Origin of the sequence: Peptidiphaga gingivicola (assembly GCF_001652275.1) — a bacterium.
GTDB classification, from domain to species: Bacteria; Actinomycetota; Actinomycetes; order Actinomycetales; family Actinomycetaceae; genus Peptidiphaga; species Peptidiphaga gingivicola.
In genome coordinates this window covers 50,724-66,102 of sequence record NZ_LVZK01000003.1, presented here as the reverse complement: position 1 = coordinate 66,102, position 15,379 = coordinate 50,724, and the positions used below count along the sequence as shown (strand labels likewise).

14 protein-coding genes are annotated in these 15,379 nt (G+C 66.7%); 11 read left to right on the top strand and 3 right to left on the bottom strand.

Annotation, left to right across the window (positions count from 1 at the left end; translation table 11 throughout):
* Positions 1-67 precede the first annotated feature (67 nt).
* Positions 68-1,849 (top strand): RNA polymerase sigma factor, encoded by a 1,782-nt coding sequence (locus A4H34_RS08820; RefSeq protein ID WP_064231852.1) that lies wholly within the window; start codon positions 68-70, stop codon positions 1,847-1,849.
* Positions 1,850-1,952: 103 nt separating this feature from the next.
* Here the strand turns inward: A4H34_RS08820 and A4H34_RS08815 are convergent, their stop codons facing one another.
* On the bottom strand, positions 1,953-2,573 hold the full coding sequence (locus A4H34_RS08815; RefSeq protein WP_009199675.1) for a 3'-5' exonuclease: 621 nt from the start codon (positions 2,571-2,573) through the stop codon (positions 1,953-1,955).
* 447 nt (positions 2,574-3,020) lie between these two features.
* On the opposite strand from A4H34_RS08815, the gene A4H34_RS08805 reads away from it, so the two are divergent.
* From A4H34_RS08805 to A4H34_RS08795, 3 genes are all read left to right on the top strand, one after another.
* Positions 3,021-3,242, top strand: a complete 222-nt coding sequence (locus A4H34_RS08805) for a DUF7455 domain-containing protein (RefSeq protein ID WP_331711617.1) — start codon at positions 3,021-3,023, stop codon at positions 3,240-3,242.
* A 125-nt stretch (positions 3,243-3,367) separates the two neighbouring features.
* Positions 3,368-5,527: a DNA gyrase/topoisomerase IV subunit B gene (locus A4H34_RS08800; RefSeq protein WP_082903180.1), complete on the top strand. Its 2,160-nt coding sequence runs from the start codon at positions 3,368-3,370 to the stop codon at positions 5,525-5,527.
* Positions 5,528-5,538: 11 nt separating this feature from the next.
* Positions 5,539-6,444 carry a GNAT family N-acetyltransferase gene (locus tag A4H34_RS08795; RefSeq protein WP_064231848.1) on the top strand — a complete coding sequence of 302 codons (906 nt, stop codon included), beginning with the start codon at positions 5,539-5,541 and terminating at the stop codon, positions 6,442-6,444.
* A 187-nt stretch (positions 6,445-6,631) separates the two neighbouring features.
* Here the strand turns inward: A4H34_RS08795 and A4H34_RS08790 are convergent, their stop codons facing one another.
* Positions 6,632-9,049, bottom strand: coding sequence for a DNA gyrase/topoisomerase IV subunit A (locus tag A4H34_RS08790; RefSeq protein ID WP_064231847.1), 2,418 nt, complete (start codon positions 9,047-9,049; stop codon positions 6,632-6,634).
* A 135-nt stretch (positions 9,050-9,184) separates the two neighbouring features.
* Here A4H34_RS08790 and A4H34_RS08785 point away from each other — a divergent pair, with 135 nt between their 5' ends.
* Genes A4H34_RS08785 through A4H34_RS08775 form a run of 3 tightly spaced genes read left to right on the top strand, consistent with a single transcriptional unit; the run spans position 9,185 to position 11,571 of the window.
* Positions 9,185-9,754 carry a DUF5998 family protein gene (locus A4H34_RS08785; protein WP_064231846.1) on the top strand — a complete coding sequence of 190 codons (570 nt, stop codon included), beginning with the start codon at positions 9,185-9,187 and terminating at the stop codon, positions 9,752-9,754.
* On the top strand, positions 9,751-10,899 hold the full coding sequence (locus tag A4H34_RS08780) for an alkaline phosphatase family protein (RefSeq protein WP_231871013.1): 1,149 nt from the start codon (positions 9,751-9,753) through the stop codon (positions 10,897-10,899). Before A4H34_RS08785 ends, A4H34_RS08780 begins: the two co-directional genes overlap by 4 nt.
* A gap of 39 nt (positions 10,900-10,938) precedes the next feature.
* Positions 10,939-11,571, top strand: coding sequence for a thymidine kinase (locus A4H34_RS08775; protein ID WP_064231845.1), 633 nt, complete (start codon positions 10,939-10,941; stop codon positions 11,569-11,571).
* 72 nt (positions 11,572-11,643) lie between these two features.
* Here A4H34_RS08775 and sepH read toward each other — a convergent pair whose 3' ends face one another.
* Positions 11,644-12,942: a septation protein SepH gene (sepH, locus tag A4H34_RS08770; protein WP_064231844.1), complete on the bottom strand. Its 1,299-nt coding sequence runs from the start codon at positions 12,940-12,942 to the stop codon at positions 11,644-11,646.
* Between the two features lie 232 nt (positions 12,943-13,174).
* Between sepH and A4H34_RS08765 the strand changes: the two genes are divergently transcribed.
* From A4H34_RS08765 to A4H34_RS08750, 4 genes are all read left to right on the top strand, one after another.
* Positions 13,175-13,474 carry a DUF4193 domain-containing protein gene (locus tag A4H34_RS08765; protein WP_009199663.1) on the top strand — a complete coding sequence of 100 codons (300 nt, stop codon included), beginning with the start codon at positions 13,175-13,177 and terminating at the stop codon, positions 13,472-13,474.
* A gap of 52 nt (positions 13,475-13,526) precedes the next feature.
* The gene (locus A4H34_RS08760) at positions 13,527-14,198 is read left to right on the top strand and encodes a DUF3710 domain-containing protein (protein ID WP_009199662.1); all 672 of its coding nucleotides are present in this window, start codon (positions 13,527-13,529) and stop codon (positions 14,196-14,198) included.
* A gap of 1 nt (position 14,199) precedes the next feature.
* A complete protein-coding gene (locus A4H34_RS08755) occupies positions 14,200-14,448 on the top strand; it encodes a single stranded DNA-binding domain-containing protein (RefSeq protein ID WP_040323433.1) in 249 nt (82 codons plus the stop codon).
* A gap of 111 nt (positions 14,449-14,559) precedes the next feature.
* A complete protein-coding gene (locus A4H34_RS08750) occupies positions 14,560-15,342 on the top strand; it encodes a DUF3159 domain-containing protein (RefSeq protein ID WP_009199659.1) in 783 nt (260 codons plus the stop codon).
* The last annotated feature ends 37 nt before the right edge of the window (positions 15,343-15,379 follow it).

Sequence of the window (15,379 nt, the reverse complement as noted above, 5' to 3'; positions counted from 1 at the left end):
TAGACACTATCTAGAACTATGCCCACAATCGGCTGGTTCGGGAGAAAACCTAGGTGAAAGGTCCCACGTGGCAACGATATCCGCACAGGCAACCGAGAACGAGACGGCTTCGCAGGCGCAGGGCGAGGACGGCGCCGAGAAGCCAGCCACGAACAAGCCGCAGTCGGCCAAGAGCAAGGAGACGGCGGCCTCCGGGGAGAAAAAGGCCGGCGAGGCCTCCGAGAAGGAATCCTCCGCGAAAAAGTCTCCCGCGAAGAAGGCGAAGGCTGCTGGGAAGGGCGCAAAGGCCGCCGCCAAGAAGACGGCGACGAAGAAAACGGACGCCAAGGCAGCCGAGGGCGAGGACGGCTCGAAGGAGGCGAAGGGAAAGGACGGCCAGGAGGGTTCCAAGAAGCCTTCGACGAAGAAATCGGAGTCGAAGAAGGCCGCGCCCAAGAAGTCTGGAACGAAGGCTTCCGCGAAGAAGGCCGCGCCCAAGAAGTCTTCGGCTTCGAAGTCCGAGGCCGATGAAGAGGCCGCCGGGCAGGGCGCCGCAGACGAACAGGCCTCCGAGTCGAAAGCCGCGGCAAAGCCCGCCAAGAAGTCTAAGAAGGCCTCCTCGAAGAAGAAGTCTTCGGCGAAGCGCGCCGATGAAGGCGGGCACGCCGAGGGCGAGACGGGCGCAGCGCAGAACGGGGGCGTCGATTCCGACGTCGATATGGACGATCTCGACCGGGGCTCCGACGAACTGGACGATTCGGCGGACGCGGAGGAGGCCGATGCGGACGCCGACTCGGACGAGGAAGGGGAAGATTCCGACGACAAGGATGGAACGGAGCGCCCCCGCGGGAGGAACCTGACGGAGGACGCGATCCCGGCATCCAAGGGCGCTTTCACGATGAAGGACTCGGACGAGTCGGACGAGCCCGCCGTCCGCGTCCACGTGGCAGGCGCCACTGCCGACCCCGTCAAGGACTATCTCAAGCAGATCGGCAAGGTTCCGCTCCTCAACGCCGAAGAGGAAGTGGAACTCGCCCGGCGCATCGAAGCCGGACTTTACGCCCAGCACATCCTCGAATCCGGTTCGCTCGACAAGGCCAAGGACCGCATGTACATGCGCGAGCTCAAGCTCATTTCGCGCGACGGGCAGCAGGCGAAGAACCACCTCCTCGAAGCCAACCTCCGCCTGGTGGTTTCCTTGGCCAAGCGTTACACGGGCCGCGGCATGCTCTTCCTCGACCTCATCCAAGAGGGCAACCTCGGGCTGGTTCGCGCCGTCGAGAAATTCGACTTCACGAAGGGCTTCAAATTCTCCACGTACGCCACATGGTGGATTCGGCAGGCGATCACTCGCGCCATGGCCGACCAGGCGCGCACCATTCGAATCCCCGTCCACATGGTCGAAGTGATCAACAAGCTCGCGCGGGTTCAGCGTCAGATGCTTCAGGACCTCGGCCGCGAGCCGACCACGATCGAGCTCGCCAAGGAACTCGACATGACCGAGGAAAAGGTCATTGAGGTCCAAAAGTACGGGCGTGAGCCGATTTCGCTGCACACGCCCCTCGGCGAGGACGGAGACTCCGAATTCGGCGATCTCATCGAGGATTCGGAGGCGGTGGTCCCGGCCGACGCCGTCGGCTTCACGCTGCTTCAGGAGCAGCTGCGCCAGGTCCTCGACACGCTCTCGGAGCGGGAGGCGGGCGTGGTTGCGATGCGCTTCGGCCTGACCGACGGGCAGACGAAGACCCTCGACGAGATCGGGAAGGTCTACGGCGTCACGCGCGAGCGCATCCGGCAGATAGAGTCCAAGACGATGTCGAAGCTTCGCCATCCCTCGCGCTCTCAGGTGCTGCGCGACTATCTCGACTGATCGGCGGGCTGCGCGTCCGCTGCCCCGGCTAACGCGCAGGCGCCGTGCCGCAGGACGGCGAAATAGAGCGTCGGCTGCTGCGCTTCGAAGGCCCCGATCCGCGTCAGAAAAGGAAATCGGGCCAACTGAGCTCCGCGGCCGCGCCGCGCGCCTCGATCCACGCTGCGGGCTCTACGGCCTCGCCGCTGCGCGAGAAAGCCCTTTCCGCGTAGCGAACTCCGTCGGCTTCGGCGTTCAAGTAGTGCCGCAGCAGGCCGGCAGCCGTGTGCGCGTCTGCCAGCGCGCGGTGACGCTTTGCCGTCGCCACGCCGGCGCGCTCGGCCGCGGCGGCCAATCCGTGCCTTCCCGGCGGAAGGTAGATCTTCGACAGCTCCATCGTGCACACCGTCGCCTCGCGCGGAACGTGCATGCCATAGCCCGCCCGGGCGAAAGACGCGTTGAGGAATCCGACGTCGAACGTCGCGTTGTGCGCCACGAGTGCCCTGCCGGAGAACAGCCCGCGAATCTGCGGAAGCAGATCGGCAAGCGTCGGGGCGTCGGCGACGTCGGCATCCGTCAGGCCGTGCACGAAAACCGCCCCCATCCCGCGCAGAGGATTGACGAGGCTCTGCCATTCGCCCTCCGGCTCGCCCGACTCGTCCAGCAAGACGACTCCGATCTCCACGATCCGATCGCGCACAGGGCTGAGCCCCGTCGTTTCTACATCGACGACGGCATACCCCATGGCCCCTCCATTCGCGCTCGGCCCGTCGATGCGCGGACGCCGCCAGGCTCCTCAAAGAGCGAAAGTCCCGCTGTGTGCGTGTCCAAAGAATTCTACGCCCTCTGCCTCGCGGCAAACGTCGGGCCCGCCCCGACGGCCTCGTGGAAGCCGCTTCGACCATGGAAGTCCCTTCGACGGCGTCTGCCTCCCGCTTTCTGCGCAATGCCGATGGCCTCCCGCTTTCTGCGCAATGCCGACGGCCTCCCGCTTTCTGCGCAATGCCGACGGCCTCCGAACGGATTCTTCCTCGCCGCCGCCTTCCGATTCTGCCTCGCCTTCCGATTCCGTCTCGCCGCCGCGCCCAAGCCCGCCGGGGGCACGCGAGTGTAGCAGAGCGCTCATTTAGCCCGAGGTGAAAGCGGGGCTTTCGGCGCTGGCGTAGGCCGTCTCACGTGCTTGTATATACCCGTGGCTACTTTGACGAACGACGAGATGAAGCACGACTCCGCCGTCCACGACGGCGCCATGACCGCTCTCGACCGGTGCGACGCCTGCGGCGCGCAAGCCTACGTTCGCGTGGAGATGCCCTATGGGGTTCTTATGTTTTGCGGACATCACGCGAATGCGCACCTCGAGAAGCTGGTGGCCTCGGCGGTTTCGGTGCGTGACGAGCGCGAACGCATCGGCTGAGGCAGGCTAAAACGAGCCCATCGGCTGGCGGCGGCGTTCGCTGTCGAATAAAAGTGCGAAAGTGAGATTCGCCCGATTGTGCGAGCCGATGCCTGAAAAGGGGCGCGTGTGAGTACGATGTGCGAGTGACGTCTAACGAAAGCTACACCGCGAGGCACCTTCAGGTCCTCGAAGGCCTCGAGGCGGTCCGCAAGCGACCCGGAATGTATATCGGGTCCACCGACTCGCGCGGCCTCATGCATTGCCTGTGGGAGATCATAGACAACGCCGTCGACGAGGCGCTGGAAGGCCACGCGGACGCCGTCGAGGTCCGCCTCTACGCCGATGGATCGGTCGAGGTGCGGGACAACGGCCGCGGCGTCCCCGTGGACGAGGTTCCGGGCGTGGGGCTCTCAGGCGTCGAAGTCGTCTACACCAAGCTGCACGCCGGAGGGAAGTTCGGCGGAGGGTCCTACGGTTCCTCCGGCGGTCTGCACGGCGTCGGGGCCTCCGTGGTCAACGCCCTGTCCGAACGCATGGACGTCCAGGTCGATCGCGGCGGGAAGACCTACCAGATGCAGTTCCACAGGGGGGAGCCGGGGCGCTTCTCCGACGGCGCATCCGGCCCCGACCCCCGCGCCCCCTTTTCGGCGTTCACCGAGTCCTCGGTGCTCGACGTCGTCGGCAAAGTCGCCAAGAACAAATCCGGCACGCGGGTGCGCTACTGGGCCGATCCCGAGATCTTCCTCGCCTCGGCGGCCTTCTCCTATGAAGAGCTCGTCGAAAGGGCCCGCCAGACGGCCTTCCTCGTGCCCGGCCTGACCATCTCCCTCGTCGACGAGAGGGAGGGCACTGCAGGGGAAAATGCCGAAGGGGAAGGCGACGAAGGGCAGGCCCCGCACGAGGGCCCTCGCACGGAAACCTTCCGCTTCGACGGCGGGACCGTGGACTTCGTCGATTTCCTCGCGCCCGACTCCGCGGTCACGGCGACGATGCGCCTGACCGGCGAGGGGACGTTCGCCGAGAAGGTCCCCGTTCTCGACGCCGAATCGGGCCACCTCGTCAGCCGCGAGGTTGAGCGAGCCGTCGCCGTCGACGTCGCGCTGCGCTGGGGCAAGGACTACGAGACGCGAGTGGAGTCTTTCGTCAACATCATTCGCACTCCGGGAGGGGGAACGCACCAGAGCGGATTCGAGCAGGGGCTCATGAAAGTCGTGCGCTCGCTCGTCGAATCGAATTCTCGGCGCCTGAAGATGAGCGCGAAAGACCCGAGGATCGAGAAGGACGACGTCCTGGCCGGCCTGACAGCCGTGGTGACCGTGCGCCTGCCCGAGCCGCAATTCGAGGGGCAGACCAAGGAGATCCTCGGCACGTCCGCCGTTCGCGGGATCGTCTCCGGCGTGGTCGAGAGGGAGCTGGGCGCGATCCTCGGATCGTCCAAGCGCGACCAGAAGACGGAGACGTCCAGGCTGCTGGAGAAGGTCGTGGCGGAGATGCGCGCCCGCGTGACAGCGCGCATGCACAAGGAGATCTCTCGGCGCAAGAACGCCCTCGAAGCCTCGAGCCTTCCGGCGAAGCTGGCCGACTGCCGGAGCGAGGATGTGGCCGAGACCGAGCTTTTCATCGTCGAGGGGGATTCAGCCCTGGGAACCGCCAAGCTCGCGCGGTCGAGCGAATTCCAGGCCCTTTTTCCCATCCGCGGCAAAATCCTCAACGTCCAAAAGGCTTCGACGGCGGACATCCTCAAAAACAAAGAGGTCTCCGAGATCATCCAGGTGGTCGGGGCGGGAAGCGGGCGGACCTTCGACCTTCCCGCGGCGCGCTACGGCAAGGTCATTATGATGACAGACGCCGACGTCGACGGCGCCCACATTCGCACCCTTCTGCTCACCCTCTTCTTCCGCTACATGCGCCCGCTCGTTCAGGAGGGGCGAGTCTACGCCGCGGTGCCCCCGCTTCACAGAATCGAAGTTTCCGGCGGCAAAGGCGGCAAGAAGAGCTACATATACACGTACTCGGAGGACCAGCTCCACGCCGAGCTTCGCAAGCTCGAGCGCGCGGGCAAGAGCTACCGCGAGCCCATTCAGCGATACAAGGGCCTCGGCGAGATGGACGCCCACCAGCTCGCGGAGACGACGATGGACCCTTCGCGTCGAACCTTGCGGCGGATCCGCATGGAGGACGAACGGGCGCTTATGGAGGCTGAGACCGTCTTCGAGCTGCTCATGGGCAACGACGTCGCTCCGCGCAGGGAATTCATCGTCGAGGGGGCTGCGGCTGTGGACCGCGATCGGATCGACGCCTAAAATTGCCAAAGATGGGGTGGGTTGAGTTAGGGCCCGCAGACGCGGGCGAAATCTATGCTGTCGTCGGCGCCATCGAAGCGGCCGACGACAGCCCGCTGCGCACCAGCTTGGAAGAGATCGAGAGGTTCTTCGATCCCGCTTTGGCGTGGCGCGCCATCGGCGTTCGCGCCTCCGATTCGAGCCTTCTGGCCGTCGGGATGGCCCGAATCGTGCGCAGCGGGGGCGAAGTGCGTCTTTTCGGCGGCGTCCACCCGGACGCCCGCGGCGAGGGGATTGGAAAGCTGCTCGCGGCCGAACAGGTCAAGTCCGCGCGCGCCATCGGCGGCAGCAGCGCGATCGTCCACGTCGACGGGGCCAACGCCGGGCTTGCCGAGCTCTTGGCGCGCGAGGGCTTCGAGCTTTCGCACGAGTACGTGCAATTGCGCAAGAGCGTGGCGAGCTTTCCGCGTTTCGACGTTCCCCCGCACATGAAGATCGTCCCCCTGACGGAGGATCTCGACGAGGACGTCCTGCGCTTCTACAACGCCGTGCAGACGAAGTCCGGCGGGGAGCCCTCGGCGCGCGGGGATTGGCAGGCCGAACACGCAGCCATCGACCGAACGTGGAGCTTCGTCGCGCTCGACGTGCGCGGAGACCGCCCGAGGGTCGCCGCCTATGTGGTGTGCGAACGCTACGACGAAGAATGGGAGGCCCTCGGATGGTCCGAGGGCTACCTAGCCGAAGTGGTCCTCGGCGAGGAGCATCGGGGGATCAACCTGGTTTCCGTGCTGCTCCGCCAAACGATCGACGCGGTCAAAGAAGTCGGCGTCTCATACGTAGGCGTAGACGTTCCCGAGGGGGACTACCTGCTGAGCACCTTCCTCGACCGGGGCTTCGAACGCATGGGCGTCACCCGCGTATACGTCAACCGTTTCTGAGCGTCCTTGTTGGCCGCCTCGATTCCGCGCGCGCGGCGGCGCGCCACGCTCCGGGCGACGCATCGAAAGCCTCTCGCGCTCGATTCCGCGCGCGGCGGCGCGCCCGATTCACGGATGCGCTTCCTTGGCTTGAGTGCGCGCTGACTGCACGGGGTTTGCACGGGGTCTGAACTGCGACCGGGCGCACTCAGCCGATGGCCGCGACGGGCGCGGCCAGGGGCTGGCCAGAGCCGTCCCGCCTTTCGTCCGTCTCGGGCAGGCCGATCGGCTGGCCGCCCGCGCCGACGGCGTGAAGCGGCGCCTGTCCCACGGCCGCGAGCTGCAGGCAGTCCTCGCCGCGCAGGAACCGTTGGGCCCTGACTCCGCCGGTTCCGCGGCCCTTTGCCGGGAACCGGTCGAGCGGCGTGACCTTCGCGTTTCCCGCCACGGTTCCCTCGAGCGCGTCGCGGCTTCCCGAGACGGTTGCGACGAGGGTTCCGCCGACGTCGTCGCCCGGAACGACGCCCAGGGCGATGACCTTCGCCTCTGCTCCCAGGCGGATTCCCGCGACGCCGCGCCCGGTCCGGCCCTGAGGGCGCACGGACGAGCCGTCGAAGCGAAGCAGATGGGCGTCGGAAGAGACGAGGACGATCTGGTCCGCGTCCGCGCAATGCCCGCACCCGATCACCGAATCGCCCTTTTCTAGCCCGATGAGCTCCCACGAATCCTTGCCGGGGTGGCCCGCGCCGACCCTCTTGATCCTGCCGCGCTCGGTGGCGAGAACAGGCGGGGCGGCCGCCTCGGAAAGGTCGATGAGGCCGACGGCGCGCTCGCCCTCGGCGAGGGAGACAAGCTCGCGCAGCCGCGCTCCGGCGGCGAGGGAGGGGGCGTCGGGCGCGACGGGAACGTCGAGGACGTCGAGCCGAACCGCCCGGCCCGCCGACGTCACGACGCCGATCTGCCCGCGCGCGGTGGCTGGGACGGACGCGAGGATCGCGTCGTGAGGCCCGCGCTCGCCCTCCCTGGCCGGCGGCGAGGAATCCGCGGTCCGCGCCACCAGGCCGGTTCCCGACAGAAGGACGAAGCAGGGGTCGTCGGCCACCTCGAGCGGGAGGGCGGCCGAGCTTCCCGCCTCCGTGGCGCCGTCGGATTCGAGGAGGACCGTCCTGCGGGGGGTGCCGTGGGCCCGGGCGACCTCGTCCAGCTCGGCCGAGACGAGGTCACGCAGGCGCTCGGGCGAATTGAGGACGTCCTCGAGGTCGGCGATGGCCTCCAGGAGTTCGCTTCGGCGTTGCTCGAGCTCGATCACCGAGTACTTCGTCAGGCGGCGCAGCCGAAGCTCCAGAATGTACTCGGCTTGGGGCTCGGTCAGGTCGAAGACCTGCATGAGGCGCGTGCGCGCCGTCGCGGCGTCGTCGGAGGAGCGGATGAGCGCGATGACCTCGTCGATGTTGACGACTGCCACCAGCAGGCCGTCCACGAGGTGAAGCTCGCGGGAGGCTTTGTCGAGTCTGAAGCGCGAGCGGCGCCTGGTCACGTCGAGGCGGTGGTCGAGGAAGACGCGCAGCAGCTCGATCAGCCCGAGGGTCTGCGGCTGGCCGCCGACGAGCGCCACGTTGTTGATGCCGAAGGAATCCTCCAGCGGCGTGTGCCGGTAAAGCTGAAGCAGGACGGCCTCGGGGTTGAAGCCGTTCTTGACCTCGACCACCAAACGCATCCCGTGATGGCGGTCGGTCAGATTCTGGATGCCCGTCACGCCCTGGACCTTCTTGGCGTTGATCGCGTCCTTGAGCTTCTCGATGACCTTCTCCGGCCCCACGAGGTAGGGGAGCTCGGTGAAGACGATTCCCTTCTTCCTCGCCGTGACGTTCTCGATGTGCGCCGTGGCGCGGGTTTTGAAGATTCCCCGGCCGGAGGCGTAGGCCTCGCGGATGCCCTCCAGCCCCACGATCTTCCCGCCCTCGGGAAGGTCGGGCCCGGGCACGAACCGCATGATCTCCTCCAGGTCCGCCTCGGGATTGGCGAGGAGGCAGCGGGCCGCGGCGATCACCTCCACGAGGTTGTGGGGCGGCATGCTCGTCGCCATTCCGACGGCGATCCCCGAGGACCCGTTGACCAGGAGGTTCGGGATGGCGGCGGGAAGCACCTCGGGCTGCTCGAGGGTGTTGTCGTAATTGGGCGCCATGTCGACGGTGTCCTCGTCGAGCGAGGAAATCATCGCCATGGCAGCGGGCGCCATGCGCACCTCCGTGTATCGGGGCGCCGCCGGCCCGTCGTCGAGCGAACCGAAATTGCCGTGCCCGTCGATCATCGGCAGCCTGAGCGTGAACGGCTGGGCCAGCCTGACCATCGCGTCGTAGATGGCGACGTCGCCGTGCGGATGGAGCCTGCCCATGACGTCCCCCACGACCCTGGAGGATTTGACGTGGCCGCGGTCGGGGCGAAGCCCCATCTGTCCCATTTGGAAGAGTATGCGCCGTTGAACGGGTTTGAGCCCGTCTCTGGCGTCGGGGAGGGCCCGCGCGTAAATCACGGAGTACGAATACTCGAGGAAGGACGTGCGCATCTCCTGCGTGACGTCGATGTCTATGACCTTCTCCGCAGACGGCTCGCTAATCTTTGGCATGCGAACAAGTATTCCCCTTGTTCCCGGTTTCCCGCCCGTCATTCAAGGTGATATTGGCGACGCCCGGCCGCCTCGCGAGGGTCCGCCGGGCAGGCCGTGCGTGCGTGGGATCGATCAAAATGAGACAATCGGCGAGTGAACGCTAATCGTTACGAGGATTTCATATCGGAACTCAACGAATTGGACGACGGCGACGCCCCTGTGGCTCGAGACGTCGCGGCGGCGTTGAAATCCGATCCCGAAATCTTGGCGTATTTCGTGCGTCCCCAAACCCTTTTCGACAGCGACTCCGTCTACGAGTCCGTCACATGCTACGCCGTGACGGACTCCTCGCTGCACGTGATTTCCTCCGACGTCTCCTACGAGTTCGCGCCGGAAGGCGAACTGTTGACGAGCGTGCGCACCCTGCCCTTGTCGATGCTCCGCGACGTCCAGCTCCTGCGGCGGCGCAGCCTTCAGGGGCCGCATGCGGGCGAGCTTTCGGCCATCGGCGTCCACGCAGTCTGGGGAGGGTCCTGGCTGATCGACAGCTTTCCGGCGGGATGCGAGGACCCGTCCTGCACCCTCGACCACGGCTCGATGGCCCACGCGGTGGCCGAGGACCTCGACGTGTTCGTCGACACGTCGCTCGACGCCGCGGTCTTCTCCAAGGGCGCCGAATTCATCCTCCGCCTCCACGAAATCCTCGTCGGGGCGGGCCGGTGAGCCAAACCGCCCGGCCCTTGGCCGATGATTTTCCAGTCCCCGGAAAACGGCGCCTTCGGGCGGCGCTTTCGGCCGCCATGGACGCCGTCGGCTTGGCGACGGCGACGTCGGCCTCGGATTCCGAACGCGACAGAGCGGCGCTCGGGCTGCCCGAGGCCGACCGCGTCTGCTTCGTCATGGTCGACGGGCTGGGCGCCGAGAACCTCGACGCCAGAGGCGGCCACGCCCCCACGCTTCGGTCGATGACCCATTTTGAGCCGCTTGCGACCGTGGCGCCTTCGACTACCGCCGCCGCCATAACCGCGGTGGGAACGGGCGAGCCGCCGGGAAAGACCGCGATGATGGGGTATTCGCTGCGTTCCCCGGCCAGCGGCAGGCCGTTTTCCCTCATCAAATGGGACGACCCCGGGCTCGACCCGCTTTCGTGGCAGAGCCAGCCGACGCTGTTCGAAAGGCTGGGTCCGCGCGCGCAGGCCTGCCGCGTCGTCCAGCCTTCCGCTTTTGTCGGCTCGGGACTGACGTTGGCCGCCCTCCGGGGCGCGGAGGCCGTGCCCGCCGAAACCCTCGACGAGCGGGTCGATGCGGCCGCCAGGGCTTTGCGGCGCGGGGCCGAATGCGTCTACCTCTACTGGGGCGAAATCGATCATGCGGGCCACGCCGCGGGGTGGACGTCCGGTGAATGGGTGGCCGAGCTGGAGAGCTTCGACTCCGCCGTCGCCTCCCTGGCCCGCTCCGTCCCTCGCGGGACGCTCATCGTCATCACCGCCGACCACGGAATGGTCGACGTCGGCACAAGGATCGACCTCGCCGATTCTCCCCGGCTGCGCGAGGGGGCGGACCTCGTCGCGGGCGAGGACCGCGCGGTTCAGGTGTACACCCGGGAACCGGAGGCCCTCGTGGCGCGGTGGAGGGAGGAGCTCGGCGAGTCTGCGCTCGTCCTGACGGCCGACGAAGCCGTTGCAACGGGAGTCTTCGGCCCCGTCGGAGATTTCGCCCGCTCCGTCATGGGCGACGTCGTCTCCTTCCAACGCGGCGATTGCGCCGTCTTCGACTCTCGGGGGCGCACGGGCCCGCCGATGCGCGGCGTCCACGGATCCCTCACGTCCGTCGAAATGCTCGTTCCTCTCATCGCGGAGGTCGTTTGACAGTGGAGGTCATTTGATGTTTGTTGCTGGAGCCGCCTGATGGCGGAGCTGGTCTTCTTTTCGGGGACGATGGACTGCGGGAAGTCCACTTTGGCGTTGCAGACGGCGTACAACCACGAACGACGCGGCATGAGGGGCCTTCTCTACAGCCGCAACGACAGGGCGGGAACCGGCAGGCTCTCCTCGCGCATCGGCCTGGAGTCGCGGGCTTTCGAGGTGGACGAGAGCACCGATTTCTGGAAGGCCGTGGCGAGGGAGCGGACCGACGGGCGGGAGGTCGATTTTCTCATCTGCGACGAGGTCCAGTTCTACACCGAGGCCCAGATCGAGCAGCTGGCGAGGATAGTGGACGAGATCGAAATCGACGTCTTCGGCTTCGGAATCACGTCGGATTTTATGACGAGGCTGTTTCCCGGATCCGCGCGCATGATCGAACTTGCCGACAGAGTGGAGGTTTTGCAGGTCAGGGCGCTGTGCTGGTGCGGAAAACACGCCACGCACAACGCGCGCACCGTCGACGGCGCCATGGTCACGGAGGGGGAGCAGGTCGTCGTCGGCGACACCGACGCCGGAAAGGCGGGCTACGAGGTGCTGTGCCGATATCACCACATGAGGCGAATGACCGCGAGCGCGGCCCGTGCGGCGAAGCAGCTCCCCCTCGGCGAGCCCTAACCTTGTTCTTGCAGACTGTTCCTTTTCTTTCGGGCCGTTCTTTGCGAATCGTCTAGCCCTTCTTCGAACCGTCTAGTCTTTCTTCCCGAAGACGATTTCGTCCCAGCTGGGCATCGACGGGCGCGAGCCTCGCCGTTTTTTCGAGCGATCGGATCGCCGTTCGGACGGGGCGAAGGCGTCCGGAGAGGCCTGTTCGGCCTTCGAGTCTCCCTTCTCTCCCTCGGGAGAGCGCCCGCCGCGGGCCGCGCCGTCTGCCTCCGCCGATGCGCCCTTTCCGCCCTTGCCTTCTTTGCCTCGGGAACGCTTGCCTTTCGCCTTCTGAGGGGGTTCATTGCCCCATCGGTCCGGGCGTGCGCCGCTGCCCGCCCGCTCGTTGGGCTTGGGTTGTTCGTTCGCCGCGGAATTTTGTTCGCGATCGGCGGTCGAACGGCGGGGCAGGCTCAAAATCGTCGCGTCGCGGGCCGTCTCCGGGGCGGAAGCCGGAGGGTGAGCGCCGTCGTAGTCGGGGTCTTCCTCGACCTTCGGCATCGGACGGACCCTGCCCCTTTGAGTGTCGAGGGAGGCGAGAACCTCTTCGATTCGCCCCTTTTCATCGGCTTTGCCGCGACCGTCTGCCGCGTCCGCGTCGCCGTTCGCCTTTCGCGCGTTCGCCGGCGCCTCGGCCGGAGCGTTCCCGCCGCCCCCGTCTGCCTTTTCTCGGTCATCGCCGCCCGCTCTGTGCGAGTGGCGGCGATGTCCTTTTTCGCTCTGAACTAAATCCACCGGCGCAGGCGGGGTGTTCACGGCCCGCCAAGTTCCTGTCGAAGCCGGCAGCTGGGTCTCCGAGAGCCAGGCGGCTTCGTCGTCGAGCGCCTCCAGGAGGCGCCGCTCCAGATCGACGTGCCACGTGGCGCGATGCTCGCGGTCGCCCGTGACGAAGACGGCGACGAGCGTCCAAGGCTCGCCGTTCTTGCGCAAGGAGTCCCAGGTGATGTCGTTTGGATTGACGCCGCGGCCGACGAGGCGCGATGCGACGAGCTCCTCGAGCGTCAGGCCGGCGCTGTCGTGGCCGATTGAGAAGGACCGGGCAAGCTGGGCGGTGTACTCGCGTTCCGCGACGATCGGAAACGCGAGGGGGTTGACTCGGGAGGCGGGAAGCGCGGAAAGCTCGCACACGTCCTCGACGGACAGCCCCTCGCGTATATAGGACTGGATTTCCCGCGGCGTCATCTGCCGTTTCGATTCGGACGGGTTCTCGACGACGGGCTTATCGCGTCTGAGCGTTGCGCGCAACAGGTCGGTGATGGGTAGGATATACCTATTGCCTTCGGCGTCATTGAGCGTGAGAGTCTCGCCGTCGGGCCCGAGTCCCAAGAGCTCCAGTTTTTTCATGTCTCCCCTTGAAATCGTAGTCACCTTAAGGTTGCCACACGACGGGCGGAATGGGCCGATTCGCCCGGGTGTGTCACGCTTGGCGCTCTGCTGTGCGTTTCGCTTGTGGATTGACAGACTGGACGAATCCGAAAAACCTGATACATTGTGGGCGCACGCGGGGCCGGACGGGGTGTCCGCGGCCTAAACAGCGGCAGACGATGCCGCCAAGACAAGACGAGTGGAGCTGACAATGGCAACCGATTACGACGCACCGCGCAAGCAGGACGAAGAACTCCGCGAGGATTCCCTCGAGCAGCTCAAGGCTCGGCGCTCAGAGCATCAGTCGGCGGAGGTCGAGGAGGACGAGGTCGAGGCCGCCGAAGGCTTCGAGCTGCCCGGGGCCGACCTGTCGAACGTCGAGCTTTCGATCAGCGTCGTGCCCGCCCAAGACGACGAATTCACGTGTTCGCAGTGTTTCCTGGTGCACCATAGATCACAGCTTGCCTACGAAGAAGGCGGACTGCCCGTGTGCACGGAGTGCGCGGGCTAAAATGGTGCGCATGGTCCGACCGAGCGAACCGCGATTCTGAAAGGGTTGACACGTGGGACTATTTGGGAAGAAAAGGGCCAAGGCCCGAGAGGCGGAGGCCGACGTCGCCGAGGCCGAGGTCGAGAAGACCGTTGGGCCCTACGACGAAGCCGAGGCGCCCGAAGACGACGAGCTGCTCGAATGCGGCGCCCTCAGGCTGCCGCCGGTTGAGGACGCAACGATCCAGTTCACGGTCGAGCGCAACCGCGAAGTGGTCCTGGGCGCCGTATACATCGTGGGCGAGAGCGCCCTTCAGCTTCAGGTCTTCGCGGCCCCGAAGTCGAGCGACCTCTGGGACGACGTGCGCGCCGACATGATTTCCTCGATTGCCTCGCAGGGAGGGTCTTCGCGCGAGGCCGACGGAGAGTACGGGCGGGAGATCCACGCGCAGATGCCGGTCGAGGGGTCGAGGACGGTCAACCCCGTTCGATACCTGGGAATCGACGGGCCTCGGTGGCTGCTGCGGGCGACGCTGACGGGCAGAGCCGCCGTCGACGACGCCGAGGCGCGCAACTTGCTCCACGCCGTGCTCGACAGGCTCGTAGTGGTCAGGGGCGTCGCCGCCCATCCGCCGCGCGACATTCTTCCGCTGGAAGTGCCCCGTTCGGGCAGCAAGCATTCCGAGCCTCAGCGCGACAGGCTTTCGCTTCCGCGCCGCGGACCGGAAATCTCGGAGGTCCGCTGAGGTGAGCCCTCGCCGAGTCGAAGTGACCGGCGAGATCACGTCGATCGCATATCCCGGCGCGGGGAACTCGCCGGTCCTTCGAGCGAGGATCAAGGCTCCGGAGGGGGAGTTCGTCCTCGCATTCCTGGGGCGGACCATCGTCCGCTGCATTGAGGTGGGCTCGCGTTTGACCGTGCGCGGGGCCGTTTCCGGCCGGGACGCCGTCCCGACGATCTTCGACCCGGCTTACACGGTGCTGCCGAGCGAGTGACGCCCTCAGTCCAGGCGGCGCCCGCGGCTCAGAAAGAGCGCTGCGGCGACGGAATCGACGAAGCCAGCAGAACAGCGACAGAACAGAATCGACGCGGCGGAAAGGAACGACGTGACCGAGAGGGTCGATGTGACAGATCAAGCGGCTGACGAGGAGCAAGCCCCGGATCGTGCGGAGGAGGCCGCCGGAAGGCAGTCGGCCAGGCGCAGAGGCGGCCTGGCGGCCGCCGTCGGCGAGGACTTCGACCTGTCGAGGGCCGTGGGCGGCAAGCGGGGCGTCGTCGAAAGCGTCGCCCCCGGTGCGATCTTCCTCGTCGTCTACATAGCGACCAAAGACGTCGTCGTCTCCTCGGTCGCTCCGGTGGCCGCCGCGGTCCTCGCCCTGGCAGCCCGCCTTGTCGGCAGGCTCGACGTCACCCCGGCGGTCAGCGGCCTCCTCGGCGTCGGCGTCTCGGCTTTCTGGGCGCTGCGCACGGGCCAGGCATCCAATTACTTCACGGTCGGACTGCTCCTCAACGCCGGGTATCTGGCCGCGCTCGCCCTTTCCCTCGCCGTGCGTTGGCCGCTGATGGGCCTCGTGCTCGGATTCCTGCGCGGGGATGCCACGCGATGGAGGAGGGCCGACGACGAGGACGGGCTCGCGACTCGCCGCGCGTACACCCGTTTGACGTGGCTGTGGGCCGGGGTGTTCGCCTTGCGCCTCCTCGTTCAGACGCCTCTCTACTTGACGGATGCGACGACGGCCCTCGCGGTGAGCAAGCTCGTCATGGGCCTGCCGCTCTTCGCCCTCGCGGCCTGGGCGACGTGGATGACGGTCCGCGCGCTTCCTCCCGCGGCCGAATCGTCGGCGGCCGGGCCGGGGCAGGGCCCCGCCGGAGCAGACGAGCGCGGATGACGGACGGCTGCGAGCACCGCTGAACGGGTCGGCGAGC

Coding starts and splice junctions, on each gene's coding strand:
- A4H34_RS08815 (WP_009199675.1), bottom strand. CDS start 2,573: ATGGGGTATGCCGTCGTCGATGTAGAAACGACGGGGCTCAGCCCTGTG.
- sepH (WP_064231844.1), bottom strand. CDS start 12,942: ATGAAAAAACTGGAGCTCTTGGGACTCGGGCCCGACGGCGAGACTCTC.
- A4H34_RS08765 (WP_009199663.1), top strand. CDS start 13,175: ATGGCAACCGATTACGACGCACCGCGCAAGCAGGACGAAGAACTCCGC.
- A4H34_RS08775 (WP_064231845.1), top strand. CDS start 10,939: ATGGCGGAGCTGGTCTTCTTTTCGGGGACGATGGACTGCGGGAAGTCC.
- A4H34_RS08795 (WP_064231848.1), top strand. CDS start 5,539: ATGGGGTGGGTTGAGTTAGGGCCCGCAGACGCGGGCGAAATCTATGCT.
- A4H34_RS08790 (WP_064231847.1), bottom strand. CDS start 9,049: ATGCCAAAGATTAGCGAGCCGTCTGCGGAGAAGGTCATAGACATCGAC.